Origin of the sequence: Arthrobacter sp. 9MFCol3.1 (assembly GCF_000620385.1) — a bacterium.
GTDB lineage: Bacteria > Actinomycetota > Actinomycetes > Actinomycetales > Micrococcaceae > Arthrobacter.
In genome coordinates this window covers 386,997-406,542 of record NZ_JIBJ01000004.1, presented here as the reverse complement: position 1 = coordinate 406,542, position 19,546 = coordinate 386,997, and the positions used below count along the sequence as shown (strand labels likewise).

Annotated in this window: 17 protein-coding genes; 6 read left to right on the top strand and 11 right to left on the bottom strand. The window is 67.7% G+C overall.

Annotated elements, in window-relative coordinates:
- Window positions 1–73: 73 nt before the first annotated feature.
- Entirely contained in the window at window positions 74–1,504 is a 1,431-nt protein-coding gene (locus tag C560_RS0104640) for a dipeptidase (RefSeq protein ID WP_026266366.1), read from the bottom strand.
- A 106-nt stretch (window positions 1,505–1,610) separates the two neighbouring features.
- Here C560_RS0104640 and C560_RS0104635 point away from each other — a divergent pair, with 106 nt between their 5' ends.
- Complete coding sequence (locus tag C560_RS0104635) at window positions 1,611–2,210, top strand: DUF3043 domain-containing protein (protein WP_026266367.1); 600 nt, start codon at window positions 1,611–1,613, stop codon at window positions 2,208–2,210.
- Between the two features lie 101 nt (window positions 2,211–2,311).
- Here the strand turns inward: C560_RS0104635 and C560_RS0104630 are convergent, their stop codons facing one another.
- The gene (locus C560_RS0104630) at window positions 2,312–3,385 is read right to left on the bottom strand and encodes a quinone-dependent dihydroorotate dehydrogenase (RefSeq protein WP_026537308.1); all 1,074 of its coding nucleotides are present in this window, start codon (window positions 3,383–3,385) and stop codon (window positions 2,312–2,314) included.
- Between the two features lie 144 nt (window positions 3,386–3,529).
- Here C560_RS0104630 and C560_RS0104625 point away from each other — a divergent pair, with 144 nt between their 5' ends.
- Together C560_RS0104625 and C560_RS0104620 are read left to right on the top strand one after the other, a co-directional pair.
- Window positions 3,530–5,224: an FAD-binding dehydrogenase gene (locus tag C560_RS0104625; protein ID WP_051533001.1), complete on the top strand. Its 1,695-nt coding sequence runs from the start codon at window positions 3,530–3,532 to the stop codon at window positions 5,222–5,224.
- Window positions 5,225–5,269: 45 nt separating this feature from the next.
- Complete coding sequence (locus C560_RS0104620) at window positions 5,270–6,241, top strand: alpha/beta hydrolase (protein ID WP_026537306.1); 972 nt, start codon at window positions 5,270–5,272, stop codon at window positions 6,239–6,241.
- Window positions 6,242–6,247: 6 nt separating this feature from the next.
- On the opposite strand, the gene C560_RS0104615 is transcribed toward C560_RS0104620, so the two are convergent.
- The 3 genes from C560_RS0104615 to leuA form a co-directional block, all read right to left on the bottom strand.
- A complete protein-coding gene (locus C560_RS0104615) occupies window positions 6,248–7,099 on the bottom strand; it encodes an isoprenyl transferase (protein ID WP_018773086.1) in 852 nt (283 codons plus the stop codon).
- 20 nt (window positions 7,100–7,119) lie between these two features.
- Entirely contained in the window at window positions 7,120–7,872 is a 753-nt protein-coding gene (gene recO / locus C560_RS0104610) for a DNA repair protein RecO (protein ID WP_018773087.1), read from the bottom strand.
- 189 nt (window positions 7,873–8,061) lie between these two features.
- The gene (leuA, locus tag C560_RS0104605; protein ID WP_026537305.1) at window positions 8,062–9,801 is read right to left on the bottom strand and encodes a 2-isopropylmalate synthase; all 1,740 of its coding nucleotides are present in this window, start codon (window positions 9,799–9,801) and stop codon (window positions 8,062–8,064) included.
- Window positions 9,802–10,053: 252 nt separating this feature from the next.
- On the opposite strand from leuA, the gene C560_RS0104600 reads away from it, so the two are divergent.
- Window positions 10,054–12,006 (top strand): M13 family metallopeptidase, encoded by a 1,953-nt coding sequence (locus C560_RS0104600; protein ID WP_026537304.1) that lies wholly within the window; start codon window positions 10,054–10,056, stop codon window positions 12,004–12,006.
- A 218-nt stretch (window positions 12,007–12,224) separates the two neighbouring features.
- Complete coding sequence (locus C560_RS21245) at window positions 12,225–12,674, top strand: hypothetical protein (protein WP_155855741.1); 450 nt, start codon at window positions 12,225–12,227, stop codon at window positions 12,672–12,674.
- 139 nt (window positions 12,675–12,813) lie between these two features.
- On the opposite strand, the gene C560_RS0104590 is transcribed toward C560_RS21245, so the two are convergent.
- The 6 genes from C560_RS0104590 to C560_RS23785 all read right to left on the bottom strand — a co-directional run bounded on the left by C560_RS0104590 (window position 12,814) and on the right by C560_RS23785 (window position 18,698).
- Complete coding sequence (locus C560_RS0104590; RefSeq protein ID WP_026537303.1) at window positions 12,814–14,385, bottom strand: LCP family protein; 1,572 nt, start codon at window positions 14,383–14,385, stop codon at window positions 12,814–12,816.
- 132 nt (window positions 14,386–14,517) lie between these two features.
- The gene (gene era, locus C560_RS0104585; RefSeq protein ID WP_018773093.1) at window positions 14,518–15,477 is read right to left on the bottom strand and encodes a GTPase Era; all 960 of its coding nucleotides are present in this window, start codon (window positions 15,475–15,477) and stop codon (window positions 14,518–14,520) included.
- A complete protein-coding gene (locus C560_RS0104580) occupies window positions 15,461–16,792 on the bottom strand; it encodes a hemolysin family protein (RefSeq protein WP_026537302.1) in 1,332 nt (443 codons plus the stop codon). The genes era and C560_RS0104580 overlap by 17 nt, the downstream gene beginning before the upstream one ends.
- Window positions 16,789–17,262 carry an rRNA maturation RNase YbeY gene (gene ybeY / locus C560_RS0104575; RefSeq protein ID WP_026537301.1) on the bottom strand — a complete coding sequence of 158 codons (474 nt, stop codon included), beginning with the start codon at window positions 17,260–17,262 and terminating at the stop codon, window positions 16,789–16,791. Before ybeY ends, C560_RS0104580 begins: the two co-directional genes overlap by 4 nt.
- On the bottom strand, window positions 17,259–18,347 hold the full coding sequence (locus C560_RS0104570) for a PhoH family protein (RefSeq protein WP_018773096.1): 1,089 nt from the start codon (window positions 18,345–18,347) through the stop codon (window positions 17,259–17,261). The genes ybeY and C560_RS0104570 overlap by 4 nt, the downstream gene beginning before the upstream one ends.
- Before the next feature lie 162 nt (window positions 18,348–18,509).
- A complete protein-coding gene (locus tag C560_RS23785; RefSeq protein WP_026537300.1) occupies window positions 18,510–18,698 on the bottom strand; it encodes a hypothetical protein in 189 nt (62 codons plus the stop codon).
- Window positions 18,699–18,865: 167 nt separating this feature from the next.
- On the opposite strand from C560_RS23785, the gene C560_RS0104560 reads away from it, so the two are divergent.
- The gene (locus C560_RS0104560) at window positions 18,866–19,543 is read left to right on the top strand and encodes a class I SAM-dependent DNA methyltransferase (RefSeq protein WP_026537299.1); all 678 of its coding nucleotides are present in this window, start codon (window positions 18,866–18,868) and stop codon (window positions 19,541–19,543) included.
- Window positions 19,544–19,546 lie beyond the last annotated feature (3 nt).

Below are 19,546 nucleotides of genomic sequence, written 5' to 3'. Positions count from 1 at the left end.
CCTTGTAGCTCTAACTCCTGACGTAACTGTGGGAGACGGCTGGATGTTCCCCGGGCCCGCCAGTGCGCGGGGGCTAGAGCGCGCCCTCGTCGTTCAGGCGCGCGAGCAGCAGGGCCTCGGCGACAATCGCGTTCCGGAAGTCTCCCAGGTGCAGCGATTCGTTGGCGCTGTGGGCGCGGGAATCGGGATCCTCGACGCCGGTGACCAGGATCTGCACGTCCGGGTAGAGATCCGTCAGGTCCGCGATGAAGGGAATCGATCCGCCGATCCCCATTTCGACGGCGGGCACGCCCCAGGCCTCGCCGAGGGCCCACATGGCCACGGACGCGGCCTTCGAGCTCGTGTCGGTCAGGAAGGAATTGCCGCTCTCCCCCGGGGTGAATACGACCTGCGCGCCGAACGGGGCGTGGTCCTCGACGTGCTTGCGGACAGCCTCCATGGCGGCTTCCGGGTCCTGGCCCGGGGCCAGGCGCAGGCTGAACTTGGCCCGTGCCCGCGGCAGCAGGGTGTTGGAGGCTACGTCCACGGCCGGGGCGTCAAAACCGATGATGGACAGGGCGGGCTTGGTCCACATGCGTGAGGCAATGCTGCCGGTCCCGGCGAGTTTCACGCCGTCGAGCACGGAGGCGTCAGCGCGGTACTCCTCCTCGGTGAGGTCGACAACGACGTCATCGCGGCTCACGAGGCCCTTGATCGCGACGCTGCCCTCGTCGTCGTGGAGGGTGGCGATCAGGCGGGCCAGCAGGGTCGGGGCATCGAGCACCGGGCCGCCGAACATGCCCGAATGCACGGCGTGGTCCAGAACCTTGACCTCGATGGTGCCGTCCACCAGGCCGCGCAGGCTGGTGGTGAGGGCCGGAATGCCGACCTTCCAGTTGCTGGAATCGGCTACGACGATCACGTCCGCGCGGAGCAGCTCGCGGTGGGTTTCCAGGAACTGCCGGAACGTTGGCGAGCCGGCCTCCTCTTCGCCCTCGAAGAAGAACGTCACGCCCAGGCCCAGTTCGTCCCCGAGTACGCGCGTCACTGCCGAGTATGCGGCGACGTGGGCGAGGATGCCGGCCTTGTCATCGGCGGCGCCGCGGCCGAAGAGCCTGCCGTCGCGCTCGACGGCGGTGAAGGGGTCGGTTTCCCACAGTGCCAGGTCACCGGTGGGCTGGACGTCGTGGTGGGCGTACAGCAGGACTGTCGGTTTGCCCTCCGCGGCCGGGCGGCGGGCGACGACGGCGGGCCCGCCGGGCGTCCCGTCTTCCTTGTCGCAGCGGAGGATCCGGACGTCGTCGAAGCCGCTGGCCCGTACGAGGCTGGCGACGGCGTCGGCGCTGCGGTTCAACGGAGCAGGATCAAAGCTGGGCCAGGCGATGCCCGGAATGGCGACAAGGTCCGTCAGCTGGCCGATCGTCTCGTCGAACGATTCGGCAACGGCCTGGCGGAGGGCCTCGGCATCGATGGTGCCGTCGTGGTCCATGGTGGTCTGCGGGTTCCCCGCGGTAGATGAAGTCATGGCCAAAACACTACCCGTGCTCTGAATCACTACAAACAGCGTCACGGCCGGGCCTGCACCGTGTGGGCTGGGTCTCGGGCCTGTGTCTGCGGGGTATTCTTTAGGGGTGTTTGGACGTAAAAAGGAAGCGCCTTCGGCGCAGGACGTAGTTGACCAGCAGGCATCCGAGGCAGCAGCCCGTAGCGCCGTGACCGGCAAGGGCGCACCCACGCCCAAGCGCAGCGCCCAGGAGGCGGCCCGCAAGCGGCCCCTCGTGCCGGAGGACCGCAAGGCTTCCAAGGCTGCCGAGCGCGCCGCCGTCACGGAGCAGCGGCTCAAGATGCGGCAGGCCATGGACACCGGTGATGAGAAGTTCCTGCCGCTGCGGGACAAGGGTCCGCAGAAGCGGTTCGCCCGTGATTTCGTCGATGCCCGCTTCAGCCTTGGCGAGTTCCTCATGTTCGGTGCCCTGCTGTTTGTCATCATCTCCTTGCTCGTGCCGGCCTCCAGTGCACAGATGGTCTACGTCCTGGGCGCCTTCTGGGTCATGTTCCTCGCGGTCTTCGTGGACGTCTTCATCCTCTCCCGCAAGCTCAAGAAGCGGCTCGGCGAAAAGTTCGGCGACGTCGAGCGCGGCACCGTCTGGTACGGCTCCATGCGCTCCCTGCAGTTCCGCCGCCTGCGCCTGCCCAAGCCCCAGGTCCGGCGCGGCGAGTACCCCGCTTAACAGTCCCTTCCACTATTTTTCAACCGAGAAGCCCCCGGCAGTCACCTGCCGGGGGCTTCTTGGTTGCAGCGAAAACGTCCGGGCCAGGGTACCCGGGAGCTTTAGCGCCGGCTCGGGTGGGTGGCCAGCAGCCGGTTGATGCGGGCGGCCCAGAAGGGGCCCTCATAAAGGAACGCCGTGTAGCCCTGGACGAGGGTGGCACCGGCGTCCAGCCGTGCCTGCACATCCTGCGCCGTTTCGACGCCGCCCACCGAGACCAGGGTCAGTGCTCCGCCGGTGACGGACTTGAGCCGGGCCAGGACCTCCAGGGACCGCTTCTTCAGGGGTGCCCCGGAAAGACCCCCTGCCCCGCACGCCTCGACCTTGTCGGGGCTGGAGGCGAGCCCGGTGCGGGCGATCGTGGTGTTCGTGGCGATGATGCCGTCCAGCTTCAGGTCGAGCGCCAGTCGCGCGACGTCGTCGATGTCCTCATCGCTGAGGTCGGGCGCGATCTTGACCAGGAGGGGAACGTGGCGGCCGGCGGCCTTGTCCGCCTCCTCCCCCACAGCGCTCAGCAGCGGGCGCAGGGTCTCCACGTCCTGCAGCAACCGAAGCCCCGGGGTGTTGGGCGAGCTGACGTTCACCACGAGATAATCCGCTGCGGGGGCAAGGCTGCGCGCGCTGATCAGGTAATCGGACACCGCGTCCTCGAGCCCAACCACCTTGCTCTTGCCGATGTTCACCCCGATCACGGGCCGGACGCCGGGGTGCTGGCGCTGCAGGGCGGCGCGGGCGGACTTGAGGCGCGGGGCCACCGCCGCGGCGCCGTCGTTGTTGAACCCCATGCGGTTGATGACGGCCCTGTCCTCCACAAGGCGGAAGAGCCGCGGCGCCGGGTTCCCGGGCTGGGCCTGACCGGTGATGGTGCCGACCTCCACATGGCCGAAGCCGAGCTCGGCCAGCGCCTCGATGCCGAGGCCTTCCTTGTCGAACCCGGCCGCCAGGCCGAACGGCGACGGGAAGGTCAGGCCGAACGCCTGGGTCTGCAGCGACGCCGCCGGGGCGGTCACCTTCTGCAGCAACCGCCCGGCACCGCAGCTGTGGGCGAGGCGGATGGCCTTGAACCCGATCTTATGGGCGCGTTCGGCGTCCATCCATGAGAAGGCCAGCCGGAAGAATGTGGGATATACGCGCATGCCTCTAGTTTTCCGGTTCGGGCCGCGCAGACCAAACCAGTGCGCCGGTGACTGCCGTTGTGACTGCCGTTGTGGCTGCAACGCCGCACGCCCCGGCCCCGGCCCCGGCGGCCGAAGGGCACCGAGGCGAGCTAGCATGAAGCCATGACCAGCGATGAGGGTGTCGGAACGGGCGGTTATGGGGCATCAGGGCGCGGGATCGAGGCCGACGTCGTGGTGGTCGGCGCCGGCCTGGCCGGGCTCGTGGCCGCTGCCCAGGCCTATGCCGCCGGCAGCCGGGTGGCGGTGCTCGATCAGGAACCCGAGGCCTCCGTCGGCGGCCAGGCGCACTGGTCCTTCGGCGGCCTTTTCCTGGTCAACACCCCGGAACAGCGGCGGCTTGGGGTGCGGGACAGCGAAGAGCTGGCCCTCGCCGACTGGCATGCGTCCGCGGGATTCGACCGGCCGGAGGACGCCCGGGCCAAGGACTGGGCGGCGGCGTACGTGAACTTTGCCGCCGGGGAGAAGCGCGCCTGGCTCGCCTCGCTGGGCGTCGGGCTGTTTCCCCTGGTGCAGTGGGCCGAACGCGGAGGCTACGGTCCGGACGGCCACGGCAATACTGTCCCGCGCTTCCATGTCGCGTGGGGCACGGGACCTGCTCTGGTGGCCCCCTTCCTTGCCAAACTGCGCGAAGGCGAAGCTGCCGGCCGCGTGTCCTTCCATTTCCGCCACCGCGCCACCGGGCTCGTGAAAACCGCGGGCCGGGTCAGCGGCGTGCGCGGCGAACTGCTCGAGGCCAGCGGCGCGGGCCGGGGCGAACGCTCTTCACGGCGTGTGGCCGGAAGTTTCGAGGCTGCGGCCGCGGCCGTGGTGGTGACAAGCGGCGGGATCGGCGGCAACCACGATACGGTCCGCAAGCAGTGGCCGGGCGGCGCGGCGCCGGAGCGGATGTTAAGCGGCGTGCCGGCATCCGTGGACGGGGATTTCCTCCCCGCCGTGGGCCGCGCCGGCGGACACCTCATCAACGAGGACCGGATGTGGCACTACCCGGAGGGCATCCACAACCATGCCCCGGTCTGGCCGCGGCACGGCATCCGGATCCTGCCCGGACCGTCGGCCCTGTGGCTGGACGCGACCGGGCGGATGCTCCCGCCTCCCCTGTTTCCGGGCTTCGATTCCCTCGGCGCCCTCCGCCACATCCTGGCCACGGGACATGCCCATTCATGGTTCGTCCTGAACCGCAGCATCGCCCTGAAGGAGTTCGCGCTGTCCGGATCCGAGCAGAACCCGGATCTCACGGGCAAGGATGTCCGGCGGCTGGTCTCACGGCTGAAGCCCGGCAGCGACACGCCGCTGCAGCTGTTCCTGGACCGCGGGGTCGACTTCCTGCAGGCACGGGACCCCGCCGGGCTGGCCAGCCGGATGAACGATTTGACGGGCGGGCAGCTCATCGACCCCGCGGCCCTGGAGCAGCTGATCCGCGACCGGGACCGGCAGTTCTCCAGCGGGATGGGCAAGGATCCGCAACTGGCGGCGATCCGGGCAGCACGGCGTTTCGCCACCGACAAGATCATGCGGGTGGCTCCGCCGCACCGGCTGCTGGATCCGCGGCACGGTCCGCTGCTTGCCGTCCGGCTCTCGGTCCTGACGCGCAAGAGCCTTGGCGGTGTGCAGACGGATCTGCAGTCGCGGGTCCTGGATGCCGGCGGGCAGCCGGTGCCCGGGCTGTTCGCGGCCGGTGAGGCCGCAGGGTTTGGCGGCGGCGGAATCCACGGCTACCGGGCACTCGAGGGGACGTTCCTGGGCGGGTGTCTCTTCTCCGGACGTTCGGCGGGCTATGCCGCGGCGTCCGCGGCATAGCCGGCACGCAGCAAGCACAGAGTCAGCAGCGCAGGAGGAAAGTCGATGCAGTGGCGGACCGACATTCTGGGGGATGACTTCCAGGCGTGCGCCTTCGAGGCCGCCGGCCCCGACGGTGTGCTGCGCACGGCCACCCTGGTCCGCCATACCCCGCTCCCGCCGGCACCATCGGGATTGCCGGCCCGGGCCGTGCTGTTCCTGCACGGCTGGAGTGACTATTTCTTCAATGAGGAGCTCGCGGAATTCTGGGCGGGGCAGGGGTTTGAGTTTTTCGCCCTCGACATGCACAACCATGGCCGCAGCCTGCGCCCGGGAACCCACGGCGGCTACGTCGCGGACCTGGACAACTACGACGCCGAAATCACCGCAGCGATCGGGATCATCGGCTCGCTCCGGCCCACCGGCAAGGCGCCGCCGGTGACGCTGATGGGACACTCCACCGGCGGCCTGATCGCTGCGCTGTGGGCCGACCGGCATCCGGGGGTGGTGTCACAGCTGGTCCTGGACAGCCCGTGGCTGGAAGTCCACGGCAGCCCCGCCCTGCGCCGGGCCGCGCGGACCATGGTGGAGCCGTTCGCCCGGTTCTGGCCAGAGTCGGTGATCCGGCTGCCCGAGCGGGCCTTCTACTGGCGCAGCATCAGCAGCGCCGCGGAGGGCGAGTGGGCCCTGGACGATGCCTACCGCCCGCCGCACGCCTTTCCGGTCCGCGCCGGCTGGCTTAGCGCCGTGCTCGCCGGACAGTCCAGGGTCGCCCGTGGCCTGAACATCGATGTACCCATCCTGGTGCTCATCTCGGGCGCCAGCGCCAACGGGATGTTCTGGAAGGAGTCCATGCGCCGCACGGACGCGGTCCTGGACGTGAACACGATCGCCCTCCGCGCGCTCAGCCTGGGCCGCACCGTGACGCTGGAACGGATTGACGGCGCCCTGCATGACGTCTTCCTCTCCGCCCCGCGGGTCCGGGCTGACGCCTATGCCCGGTTGTCCCGGTGGATCAGGGCATACGTCTACGATTGACGCGGATCAGCTGACCTGGCCGCCCGCGGCGGGAGCGGCATCGATGGCTCCACCGTAGCGGCGGTCCCGCTGCGCGTAGATCTCGACGGCGTCCCACAGGGTCCGGCGGTCCACGTCCGGCCACAGGGTATCCAGGAACACGAACTCGGCGTAGGCCGACTGCCACAGCATGAAATTGGACAGCCGCTGTTCCCCCGAGCTGCGCAGGAACAGGTCAACGTCGGGCAGGTCGGGCTCGTCCAGGAACTTCTGGATGGTCCGCTCGGTGATGGCGCCCGGCTTGAGCCGGCCCTGCGCCACTTCCTCGGCGATCGCGGCGACGGCGTCGGCGATCTCGGCGCGTCCGCCATAGTTGACGCACATGTTCAGGGTGCAGGTGCTGTTGCCGCGGGTGTAGTCCTCGGCCTCTTCAAGCTCGCGGATCACCGAGCCCCACAGTTTCGGACGCCTCCCGGACCAGCGGATGCGGACCCCCCAGTCGTCGAGCTGGTTCCGCTGCCGGCGCAGCACGTCCTTGTTGAAGCCCATCAGGAAGCGCACCTCCTCGGGGGAGCGCCGCCAGTTCTCGGTGGAGAAGGCGTACACGCTCACGTGCTCGATCCCCAGCTCGATCGCACCGGCCATGACGTCCAGCAGCGCAGGCTCCCCCGCCTTGTGGCCCTCGATCCGCGGCAGGCCGCGCTGGTTAGCCCAGCGCCCGTTGCCGTCCATGACGATCGCCACATGCCTCGGGATGAACTCCGCGGGAATCGCGGGCGGAACAGCCCCGGACGGGTGCGGATACGGAGCCACCACCGGGGTGGTCCGCCGCCGGCCGTTGGCCTGTTTCGCCTGGCTCTTCTCCAGGTTCTTTCCCAAGCTTCTTCCCAATGCCACTTTTACGTTCGCTCCACATGTTTGAGGGATTTCAGGACTCGTTCCAGGTGCCACTGGAGGTAGCTGGCCACCAGACCGGCCGCTTCCCGGCGGTGGACGGACGCGGAGGCATCCGCCGTCGTCCAGTTCCCGGTGAGCAGGGCACCCATCAGGAGTACCGTCTCCGGGGCCGGGGCGGGCGATCCCGGCGGCCGGCACGCGTGGCAGACCATGCCGCCAAGCGGCGCGGAAAAGGCGGTGTGCGGCCCGGGTGCACCGCACCGGGCGCAGTCGGTGAAGCTGGGCGCCCAGCCGCCGGTCGCGAGGGCGCGGAGCAGGTAGGAATCCAGGATGAGTTCGGGGGCGTGGTCGCCCCGGCTCAGGGACGCGAGGGCACCCACCAGGAGGTTGTATTGGGCGGTTCCGGCTTCGCCGTCGACGTCCGTGAGCTTCTCCGCCGTCTCGGTCATGGCGGCCGCCACCGTGTACCGGCCATAGTCCGCGGCGATGTTTCCGCCGTAGGCGCCCTTGGCCACGGCCTGCGTGACGACGTCCAGGGTGCGTCCGGAAATCAGCTGGAGATCGGCCACCATGAACGGTTCCAGCCTGGCACCGAAGCGGCTGCTGGTGCGCCGGACGCCCTTCGCCACCGCCCGCACCTGGCCGTGGTGCTTGGTCAGCAGGGTAATGATCCGGTCGGCCTCGCCCAGCTTGTGGGTGCGCAGTACGACGGCGTCATCACGGTAGGCGCGCGCTGCGAAGGATTGTTGGACCACAGTTAATCTTCGCACTGTCTTTGCGGAATCACGGCATGGGCAGCACCGCCGAGGCAAAACGCGTTGGCAAAAAACTACGCCGCCGGAATGTTCCGGCGGCGCAGCATGCGTTGGTTCGACAGTGCCCGCCCGTCCGCGGACGGACCAGGCACGGTCGGATCAGGCAAGTCCAGTTCAGGCAGGGTCGGTTCAGGCGCGGGCGTCCCGGATGGCGCGGTTCACGGCCGAGATGACGGCCTTGAGGGCGGACGTGCTCGTGTTGGCGTCAATCCCCACGCCCCAGAGCACGCGCTCACCCACGGCGCACTCGACATACGCGGCGGCCAGGGCGCTGCCGCCCTCGGAGAGTGCGTGTTCGCTGTAGTCCAGGACCCGGACGTCCACGCCGTCCTCCCGCAGGATGCTCAGCAGGGCCGCGATGGGGCCGTTGCCGGTCCCGGTCCGGCGGACCTGGGTCCCGTCGATCTTCAGGGCGGCGGTCAGGGTCATGTCGCCGTCTTCGTCCGTCTCGGTGCTGATCGAGCCGAGGGCGTAGCGGCCCCACTGCTTGTCGGCAGAGCCCGAGGGCAGGTACTCGTCCTGGAAGACCTGCCACAGCTGGGGTCCGCTGACTTCTCCGCCGACCGTGTCGGTCCGCTTCTGGATGACGCCGGAGAACTCGATCTGGGCGCGGCGCGGCAGGTCCAGGCTGTGCTCGTTCTTGAGCAGGTACGCGACGCCGCCCTTGCCGGACTGTGAGTTGACCCGGATGACCGCCTCGTAGCTGCGGCCAAGGTCTTTCGGGTCCACCGGCAGGTAGGGGACCTGCCAGGTGTAGTCGGCCACGTCCTTGCCCGCTGCGGCCGCGTCCTTTTCGAGGGCCTCCAGGCCCTTCTTGATTGCGTCCTGGTGCGAGCCGGAGAACGCCGTGAAGACGAGGTCTCCGCCGTACGGGGACCGCTCGGCCACGGGCAGCTGGTTGCAGTACTCCACCGTGCGCCGGATTTCGTCGATGTCGGAGAAATCGATCATCGGGTCGATGCCCTGGACGAACATGTTCAGGCCCAGCGTCACCAGGTCCACGTTGCCGGTCCGTTCGCCGTTCCCGAAGAGGCAGCCCTCGATCCGGTCTGCGCCGGCCAGGTAGCCCAGCTCGGCGGCGGCGACGCCGGTGCCGCGGTCGTTGTGCGGGTGCAGGGACAGGATGATGCCTTCGCGCGGGTGCAGGTTCCGGCTCATCCACTCGATGGAGTCGGCGTAGACATTGGGGGTGGCCATTTCCACCGTGGCGGGCAGGTTGATGATGACCTGCCGGTCCGCCGAGGCCTCGAAGACGTCGGCAATCGCGTTGCAGACCCGGATCGCGTACTCCAGTTCGGTGCCGGTGAAGGACTCGGGCGAGTATTCGTAGGTGATGTGCGTATCGGCGAGGGTTTCCTCGTACTTCTTGCACAGCCGTGCACCCTGCAGGGCGATGTCCAGGATGCCGTCTTCGTCCTGGTTGAAGACCACCCGGCGCTGCAGGACGGACGTGGAGTTGTAGAGGTGGACGATGGCCTGCTTCGCCCCGACCAGGGACTCATAGGTCCGCTCGATCAGGTGCTCGCGGGCCTGGGTCAGCACCTGGATCGTGACGTCGTCGGGGATGTGGTTGCCCTCGATCAGCTGCCGCACGAAGTCGAAGTCGGTCTGCGATGCCGAGGGGAACCCGACCTCGATCTCCTTGTAGCCCATCCGGACCAGCAGGTCGAACATCTTCAGCTTGCGGGCCGGGCTCATGGGATCAATGAGGGCCTGGTTGCCGTCGCGCAGGTCCACGGCGCACCAGCGCGGGGCCTTGGTGATGACTTTGTCCGGCCAGGTGCGGTCCGGCAGTTCAACGGTGATCTGGTCCTGGAACGGGACGTAGCGGTGGACCGGCATTCCTGAGGGCTTCTGTGCGTTTCGCATTACAATCGGGGCCTTTTCTGTGATTCTTGGTGAAAGGGTGGCCGGGCAACACAAACTCCGCAGCGAGGGTGGGCCTTGCGCTAGATCGCGTCTGAGGCCTCGCCGCGGCAGCTAAGAAGGAGCAGTTCTGCGCGCACCTTTTCACAGTAACACGGGTGCGTAAGATGAAGGAGCCAGACCACCGTAACGTCCACCATGCAGACCGTGCGCCGGCAAACGCTCCGGGCCGGACTGCCTCTCAAAGGAGCATCCGTGCCACTTTCGGGGATCGATCTGTCCACCATCGACGCCAGCGTCCGCCCGCAGGACGACCTGTACCAGCATGTGAATGGCGGCTGGCTCAACAGCACGGTCATCCCGGACGACCGGCCGCTGGAGGGCACGTTTACCGCCCTGCGCGACGCGTCGGAGCTCGCGGTGAAGGAGATCATCGAGCAGGCCGCCGCACGCGGCGCGGAGGCTACCGGCATCGAGCGCAAGATTGGGGACCTGTACAACAGCTTCATGGACGAAGCGGCGGTGGAGGCCAAGGGCCTGGACCCGCTCCGGGCGCGGCTGGCGGAGGTGTTCGCGACGACGTCGGTGCCCGGTCTCGTGGCGCTGGCCGGGCGGCTGTTCCGCGCCGACGTCTCCGGGCTTTTCTACATTTACCCCGCCCCGGATGCCGGAAACCCGGACCGGGTCCTGCTCTACACCGGCCAGGGCGGCCTGGGCCTGCCCGATGAGTCCTATTACCGGGAGGCGAAGTTCGCCCCGATGGTCCAGGCCTACCGTGCACATGTGGGGGCCATGCTGGGCCTCGCTGATGTGGCCGACCCCGAGGGGGCGGCCGGTCGCGTGGTGGCGCTGGAAACTGCACTGGCCTCGCACCACTGGGACAACGTGACATTGCGGAATCCGCAAAAGACGTACAACTTGAAGTCTGCCGAGGAAGCGGCGGAGCTGTTCCCCCTGCTGGCCGACTGGTTCGACGCGGCCGGCATCGAGCCGGAAAAGCGTGCCGAGCTGGTGGTTAGCACCCCGGATTTCTTCTCCGGCGCGGCCTCGCTGCTGGACTCCGAACCGCTGGCGACCTGGCAGGAATGGCTCGCCATGCGGGTGGTCAGCGCGGCCGCCCCGTACCTGTCTTCCGAGTTCGTGGACGCGAACTTCGCGTTTTATGGCACCACCCTGAGCGGTACGCCGCGGATCAAGGACCGCTGGAAGCGCGGCGTCGCGGTGGTCGAGGCGGCCCTCGGGGAGGCGGTCGGGCAGATCTACGTGGCCGAACATTTCCCGGAGGGGCACAAGGCGCGCATGCAGACCCTCGTGGCCAACCTGATCGAGGCGTACCGGGAGTCCATCACCGGGCTGGCCTGGATGGGCGAGGCAACCAAGCTCGAGGCCCTGAAGAAGCTGGATTCATTCCGCGCCAAGATCGGCTTCCCGGACAAGTGGATCGACTACTCCGCCGTGGAGATCGACCCCGCCGATCTGCTCGGGAACGTGGAGCGTGCGCACAGCGCCGACGTCGACCGCCACCTCGACGAGGTCGGCAAGCCCGTGGACCGCGAGAAGTGGCTGATGACGCCGCAGACGGTCAACGCCTACTACCATCCGCTTCTGAACGAGATCGTGTTTCCCGCAGCCATGCTGCAGCCCCCGTTCTTCACTGCCGACGCCGATGACGCCGTCAACTACGGCGGCATCGGTGCCGTGATTGGCCATGAAATCGGCCACGGCTTCGATGACCAGGGCTCGCAGTACGACGGCAGCGGCCTGTTGCGCAACTGGTGGACCGAGGACGACCGCACCGCCTTTGAGGCTCTGGCCTCGCGGCTCGTGGCGCAGTTCGATGCCCTCTCCCCCACGGCCGCCCCCGGCCACACCGTCAACGGCAAGCTGACCCTGGGTGAGAACATCGGCGACCTGGGCGGCCTCACCATCGGCTATAAGGCCTACCTGATCAGCCTCGACGGGCAGGAACCGCCCGTGCTCGACGGCATGACCGGGGCGCAGCGGTTCTTCGCGTCCTGGGCCGCGGGGTGGCGGCAGGTCATCCGGACTGAAGAGGCCATCCGCCGGCTCGCCACGGATCCGCACTCCCCCAACGAGTTCCGCACGAACGCCATCGCCAAAAACCTTGACGCCTTCCATGCGGCGTTCGGCGTCACGGACCAGGACGGCATGTGGATGGCACCGCAGGAGCGCGTCAGCATCTGGTGACCAGAAGACCCGGGGCGATGCGGATGCCGCAGGCCCCGGGTCCAGCCGGAGCACCCCGCCCCACTGCCGTCCCCAATGAGGGCTTTGTTCTCTGTCGCCCTGCCGGGGCAGAGCATTCACTGAACCTAAAGGGCGAAGAAGGACTTCGCCAGGCAAGCGACGACTATGTGCTCCAAGCGCTGGTGGGGTGGGCCCGTGAAAAGGCCACACTGGAGGGCATGGGCGAGGTTATGCGCTCCTACCAGGCTGACCCCGGCAGCTATCAGGCACAGATTAGCTACCTCGGACGCGTCGTGGCTGAGAACACACCAGCCGCAGCCCGGTTCATCGACGTCCTTACCGATGAGAGCGAGACGATCATCAGGGCCGGCATTTCGGACGGCACGATGCGCCCCTCCGACGACCCGCGGGCGCTGGCCGTCCTGACCGCCACGATGGTCGTGGGCCTGATAACCATGGGACCGCACATTGAACGCACCCTCGGGCTGCCGGCCTCACAGCAGCAAATGCTGCTCCGTCTCGCTCTGCCGGCCTTGGAGCTATACACGCACGGCCTGTACACCAACGACTCTTACCTGAGACTCGTCCGAAACGCCGTCTCAGCCCTGCAGCCGGAGCACAATGAGCGGGAGACGCCGGGCACGGGATCCTCGGAGGCACCAGCGTAGCCGGGCGGCAACGGAACGGGCCTGCTGCGACGGCTGCGGCGCCGAAACAACACCTCCGCAGGCCGTCGCCCAAACCCCTGACCAGAAAAAGGGTCCCCGTTCAGAGAAGTCTGAACGGGGACCCTTTTTGCGGGCGGGGCTAGCGCGTGATCAGCGCCGGGTTGGCCTGCTGGCAGACGGTGTCACCGGCGGTCTGGTTGACGATGTCCTTGGGCAGTTGCGGGGCGGCAGCGGCGGCGGTCGGCGTCCCGTTGGCGAAGTCACTGCCCAGGTAGACCTGGACCCCGGTTACTCCGGCGGCCGGGAGCACCCGGTCCGGCGCCACGCCGAGCAGGGCCGCGACGTCCGCGGCCACGTCAGCGGAGTCCGCGCCGTAGTAGACCGCCGTCGCGGCGACGGGCGGAGCCGTCAACTGGCCCACCTGGGTGAAGCCGGCGCCCGTGATGGCCTGCATGATTTCCTGGGTCCGGGCCGGAACGCCCGAGCCGTTGGCCACGGTGACGGGCTGCAGCGTCTTGTCATACGCCGGGGCGGTGGGGCTGGGAGTCGGCGTCGGCGTGGCGCTGGCACTCGGGGAAGTGCTCGGCTTCGCGGTCGGATCCGTCAGGTCCACGTCGTTGCGCATGGCGGCGAACAGCTGGGATGCCGCGGGCTCGGCCAGCTGCAGCCGGTTGATGTCCGCTTCGGCCGGGACTGTCGGGGTGGCAACGAAGGCTACCTTGCCGACGTCGATGTTCTTGAGCCGGTTGCCCACGGTCAGCAACGTCGGCACCGAGGCCAGGCCGTCGTCGATGGTCAGGTTCTTGGTGATCGCGTCCGCGATGCCAAGCATCCGGGCCGGGTTGGTGAGCGTGCCGTCGTCCTTGATCTTCCGGGTCAGGGCCGACAGGAAGCCCTGCTGGGCCTTGATCCGGCCGAGGTCGCCGCCGTCGCCGAAGGCGTGCCGGGTGCGGACGAAGGACAATGCCTGCTCGCCCTGGACGGTGGAGGTGCCCTTGGGCAGCCGCAGCTTCGAATCGGGGTCGTAGACGGCGTCGCTGACACACACTGACACGCCACCGACGGCGTTGGAGAGTTCCTTGACGGCGTTGAAGTCGGCCATCATGAAGTGGTCGATTTCCAGGCCGGTGAGCTTGTTGACGGTGTCCACGGCGCAGCCGATGCCGGCCTCGGACATTGCCGAGTTGATCATGACACCGGTCTGGGCCGGGTACTCCTTGTTGGTTTTCGGATCCTTGCATTTGGGGATATCGACCAGCAGGTCGCGGGGGAAGCTGACCACGTTGACCCGCTTGTTGTCCGCGGAGATGTCCATCAGCATCATCACATCCGAGTGCCCGTAGCCGGTTGCGTCATCGCTGGTGCCGTACTGCGAGTTCTTCCCGTCGCGCGTGTCCGAGCCGAGGATCAGGATCTGCATCCGGTCCGTCGAATCGTTCACGGCACCCTCGGTCTTGGTGCTGCCGGCGCTCAGCGGGGCCTTTGTGAGGTTGCCCTGGAGCCGGATGGCCCAGTAGGCGCCGAAAGCGATCACGCCGACCAAAAGCACGGCCACCACGCCCGTGAAGACTTTCAGCCAGGTGGGGGTCCGGCGGGCGGAGCCGAGGTGGCGGGCCGGACCAACGGCGGGATCGGCCGTGTGCCGGGCAGCGGCAGTTGACCGTGCCGGCGGGGCGGAGCCGTCGGCACGGTTGTCGCGGGGTCGAGCCACTTGTTGAGCCTTCCTAAACGAACGGGGAGTCAGCCCATTTTAGAGTCCGAATCTGAGAAAACGCCGATGGCCCTCTCTTGGGAGCGGCGGGAAGGCCCAACGGCCAAAATAGGGGCCCAGGAACAGCGCGGTTCAGAAGCCCAGTTTGACGAGCTGCTTCGGGTCGCGCTGCCAGTCCTTGGCGACCTTGACGTGCAGGTCGAGGTAGATCCGGGCACCGAGCAGCGCCTCGATTGCCTTGCGCGCGTTGGTCCCGACCTCGCGGAGCCGGGCGCCGCCCTTGCCGATGATGATGGCCTTCTGGGAGGGGCGCTCGACGTACAGGTTGACGCGGACGTCCAGGAACGGCCGGTCTTCGGGTCGGCCTTCCCGCGGAACGATCTCATCGACGACGACCGCCAGGGAGTGCGGCAATTCGTCGCGGACGCCTTCGAGGGCCGCTTCCCGGATGAGTTCGGCGATCATCACCGCTTCCGGTTCGTCCGTCAGGTGACCGTCCGGGTACAGCGGCGGCGACGCCGGCATGTGGCCGATCAGGACGTCGGCAAGGGTGTCGACCTGGAATCCGTCCGTGGCGGAGACCGGGACGATGTCCTTCCAGCCCTCCTCGCCGAGGACCTCGCGGCCCAGGGCGGCGACGGCGAGCAGCTGCTCGGTGAGGGCCTGGCGGTCCACGGTGTCGGCCTTGGTCACGATCGCGATGATGGGCTTGTTGGGGATGGCGGCGAGCTGGGCGGCAATGAACTTGTCCCCGGGGCCGATCTTCTCGTTGGCCGGCAGGCAGAAGCCGATCGCGTCGACCTCGGCGAGGGTGTCGGCGACCAGTTCGTTCAGCCGCTTCCCCAGCAGCGTGCGCGGGCGGTGCAGGCCCGGGGTGTCGACGAGGATCAGCTGGGCGTCGTCCCGGTGCACGATGCCACGGATTGTGTGGCGCGTGGTCTGGGGCTTGGCCGAGGTGATCGCGACTTTTTGGCCGACCAGGGCGTTGGTGAGGGTGGACTTGCCCGCATTTGGCCGCCCGACCAGCACCGAGAAACCGGCGCGGTAGCCGCCGTAGGCTGCTTCGCCGTCGGACTTATTCTGCTTGCTCACGTGAGACTCCCTGTTGGATTGGTGCGGCCTCGTCGAGAAGGTCTTCAAGGTCAGTTTGTTCTTTTGCCACGGCGGCCGCAATGATGTGGCTGACGCGGTTCCGCCGGCCCTCCAGCCTGTCGGCGCGGAGGGTCAGTCCGTGGACCTGGACGGTGCTGCCGACAATCGGCACCCGCCCGAGGGCCTTGGCGAGCAGGCCGCCCACGGTGTCCACTTCGTCGTCGTCGAGCTCGAGGTCGAAGAGTTCGCCGAGGTCCTCGATGCTCATGCGGGCGCTGACACGGTAGCTTCCGTCCCCCAGGGCCACGGCCTCGGCGCTTTCGGTGTCGTATTCGTCCACGATTTCGCCGACGATTTCCTCGATGAGGTCCTCGAGCGTGACCAGCCCCGCAGTTCCGCCGTATTCGTCAATGACGATCGCAACGTGCGTGGATTCTTTCTGGAGTTCGCGCAGCAGGTCACTGACGAGCTTCGAGTCCGGCACGTAGCGGACCTCGCGGGCCACCTCGTCCACGACCGGGGGTTCCTCGTCCGGGCCGAGGTTGTGGAGCGAGGCGGCAACGTCCTTCAAGTACACAATGCCCAGGATCTGGTCCGTGTTTTCGCCGATGACCGGGATCCGCGAATACCCGGAGCGCAGGAACAGCGACATCGCACGGTGCAGGCTGGATCCGGAGTCGATCGTGAGGATGTCGGTCCGCGGCACCATCACGGAGCGGACCAGGGTATCCCCGAAGTCGAAGACCGACTGGATCAGCTCGGCCTCGTTGTCCTCGATCACGTCGGACTCGGTGGCCCGGTCCACGAGTTCGCGGAATTCCTCTTCGCTGAAGAACGCCTCGCTGTCGGCCGGCGCGCCGGGCGCCACGACGCTGCCGAGCCGCACCAGCCAGCCCGGGATCGGGCCGAGCACGGCATAGAGGGACCGGACCAGCGGGGCGCTGAACCGGACCAGGGCCGCGGAATGGACCCGGCCGAGCTGCCGCGGGGACACCCCGACGATCACGAAGCCGACCAGCGCCATGATGCCGGTGGCCGCCAGCCCGGCCAGCCAGACGTTGTCCAGCATGCTGTAGAGGAGGACGGTGACGGCGACGGCGGCGGCCATCTCGAACCAGACCCGCCAGAACCGCAGGGCGCGCATGTGCCCCACGGGCTGGGCCAGGATGCGTTTGAGCGAGGTGCCCCTGCTGTTCAGGACCGCCTGTTCGGCGTCGTGCCGGGGCAGGAAGTTGAAAGCGGACTCGGCAGCGGTGAGCACTGCGGCAAAGCTAAGGAACACCAGCGCCATGCCGGCGAGGATCAGTGGGGTCACTGAACCGTCTCGGACGGGGCTGCTTTGCCGGTGAAGGCGGTCAGGAGTTCGCGCTGCAGCCCGAACATCTCTTCCTTCTCTTCCGGCTCGGCGTGGTCATGGCCCAGCAGGTGCAGGATGCCGTGCGTGGTCAGCAGCAGCATCTCGTCCTGGGTGGAGTGGCCGGCGTTGCGGGCCTGGACCTCGGCCACCTGGGGGCAGATGGCGATATCGCCGAGCATGCCCTGCGGTGTCGGCTTGTCCGGCGTGCCCGGGGTCAGCTCGTCCATGGGGACCGAGAGGACGTCGGTGGAGCCGGGCTCGTCCATCAGTTCGAGGTGCAGCTTTTCCATGGCCGGTTCGTCCACCAGCAGGATGGACAGCTCCGCCTGTGGGTGGATGTAGAGGCTTTCGAAGATGAAACGCGACAGCGCCACGAGTTCGGACTCGTCCACGACGACGCCGGATTCGTTGTTAACCTCAATGCTCATGCGTGTTCTCCCCGCGTTTCCCGGGCAACGGAGTGCTTGACCCGGTTCCTTTGGACTTCGTCCCAGATGCTGTACGCGTTGACGATATCCCCCACGAGGCGGTGCCGGACGACGTCGGAGGCATCCAGGATCGAGAAGTTGACGTCCTCGATTCCCTGCAGGATCTCCTCGACAATCCTGAGCCCCGAGCGGGTGCCGAAGGGCAGGTCCACCTGGGTGATGTCGCCGGTGACCACCATCTTGGAGCCGAAGCCCAGACGGGTCAGGAACATCTTCATCTGCTCCGGCGTGGTGTTCTGGGCCTCATCGAGGATGATGAAGGCATCGTTGAGCGTGCGGCCCCGCATGTAGGCCAGCGGGGCGACCTCGATGGTGCCGGCGGCCATGAGGCGGGGAATGGATTCGGGGTCCATCATGTCGTGCAGGGCGTCGTAGAGCGGCCGCAGGTAGGGGTCGATCTTGTCGCTCAGGGTGCCCGGCAGGAAGCCGAGCCGCTCCCCCGCCTCGACGGCAGGCCGGGTCAGGATGATGCGGCTGACTTCCTTCTGCTGCAGGGCCTGGACGGCCTTGGCCATCGCCAGGTAGGTCTTGCCGGTACCGGCCGGCCCGATCCCGAAGATGACCGTGTTGGCGTCGATCGCGTCCACATAGTTCTTCTGGTTCAGCGTCTTGGGCCGGATGGTCTTCCCGCGGGTGGAGAGGATGTTGGTGGTCAGCACTTCCACGGGGTTCTGCAGTGACTGGCTGCGGAGCATGGAGACGAGTTGCTGCAGCACGGCCGGGGTGATGACGGTGCCTCGGGCCACCAGCCCGCGCACCTCGTTGAGCAGGCGCATGATGCGCGGCACGTCGGCGGCCGGACCGCTGATCGCAAGCTCGTTGCCCCGGACGTGGAAATCGACGGCGGGGAACTGGTTTTCGATGAACCTTAGGGCTTCGTCATGGCTGCCCAGCGACTGGACCATCTGCTCTGAGTCGTCGAACAAGACCACCTCCGTCCGCAGCCCTGGTAGGGAGTGGGGAAATTCCCCTGCGGTGCGTTCTCGGGCGCTGAACCGGGCCTTGCCGTTCGCTGCTTCAGTCATGGTGTTGGCCCGCGGGCCTCTGGTCCCCTCCAGTATGAATATGGTCTGTCGCCGTGATCCGTACCGACGGCGGTTCGCACCGCCCGCGGCCGGGGTCAACGGGTTCTTCCATCTTACGCCAGCGCGGCGCGGCCGACGCCGGAGGGGATCCGGCGTCGGCCGTTACGGGTGCGTATTGCCGAAGACGACCCACCCATCCAGCCAGTGGGCGCCTGTTGCCGGGCACGGCTGTTCCGCGGTGAAACCGGCCGGCCCGTGCTGCGTTGCCGCGGTGATCACCGTCAGCCCGGCGGCGAAGTGTCCGAGAATGTGGCGGAGTGCCTTCGGGCTGAGATCAGTTTGTTCCGTCATGGCGGGACCTTTCGAGCGCTGGTAGCCCCAATCAACCACCGCGGACACGGGTTCCCAAGCCGGCCGCAACGCACAGTCGCGCAGCGACACAACGCGTCACGGACCCGTTGCATGACGTAAGAATCGGGCGCCACGGGTTCGCCGGCCATGGCCGTTAGGCTCGGTTGATGGCAAACCACGAAAACTTGATGGCCGTCAGATCCGCGTACGACACGGTCGCCGAGACCTATTCAGCGGTGATCCCGGATACCAGCTTCGAGGCCACGCTGGATATGGCCATGGTGGACCACTTCATCGCGCACCTGCGCGCCACGGCAGACCGGACGGTGATCGACGTCGGATGCGGCACCGGACGAATGACCAGTTACGTCGGCCACGCGGGGCTGAACGTCAGCGGTGTCGACGTGTCGCCCGAAATGGTCCGGGTCGCGCAACAACTGCATCCCGGTATGCTGTTCGAAGTCGGAGAACTGGCGGACCTGCCCAAAGCCGACGCAGCCGCGGACGGCGTCCTCGCCTGGTATTCAATCATCCACTCTCCCCCGACGGCGCTGCCGGCGATCGCGCGCGAGTTCTGGAGAGCGCTCCGCCCTGGCGGTTCGGCGCTCGTCGCTTTCCACGCCGGCAGCGGCCACCACACGGTTGACCGCGCCTACGGACATGACGTCCAGCTCCGCACGGAACTGCACGCCCCCGACGAGGTGGCGCTCCGGTTCACGGAACAGGGCTTTGCGATGCGCGCCCAGCTGGTGCGTTCACCGCGAGCCATGGAAAAACATCCGCAGGCCGCCATTCTCGTCGACAAACCCATAGCCCCTTCAACCCTTAGCCCCCTAAACCCTTAGCCC

Coding starts and splice junctions, on each gene's coding strand:
- ybeY (WP_026537301.1), bottom strand. CDS start 17,262: ATGAGCATTGAGGTTAACAACGAATCCGGCGTCGTCGTGGACGAGTCC.
- leuA (WP_026537305.1), bottom strand. CDS start 9,801: ATGCGAAACGCACAGAAGCCCTCAGGAATGCCGGTCCACCGCTACGTC.
- C560_RS0104625 (WP_051533001.1), top strand. CDS start 3,530: ATGACCAGCGATGAGGGTGTCGGAACGGGCGGTTATGGGGCATCAGGG.
- C560_RS21245 (WP_155855741.1), top strand. CDS start 12,225: ATGGGCGAGGTTATGCGCTCCTACCAGGCTGACCCCGGCAGCTATCAG.
- C560_RS0104630 (WP_026537308.1), bottom strand. CDS start 3,385: ATGCGCGTATATCCCACATTCTTCCGGCTGGCCTTCTCATGGATGGAC.
- C560_RS0104560 (WP_026537299.1), top strand. CDS start 18,866: ATGGCAAACCACGAAAACTTGATGGCCGTCAGATCCGCGTACGACACG.
- C560_RS0104620 (WP_026537306.1), top strand. CDS start 5,270: ATGCAGTGGCGGACCGACATTCTGGGGGATGACTTCCAGGCGTGCGCC.
- C560_RS23785 (WP_026537300.1), bottom strand. CDS start 18,698: ATGACGGAACAAACTGATCTCAGCCCGAAGGCACTCCGCCACATTCTC.
- C560_RS0104570 (WP_018773096.1), bottom strand. CDS start 18,347: ATGACTGAAGCAGCGAACGGCAAGGCCCGGTTCAGCGCCCGAGAACGC.
- C560_RS0104640 (WP_026266366.1), bottom strand. CDS start 1,504: ATGACTTCATCTACCGCGGGGAACCCGCAGACCACCATGGACCACGAC.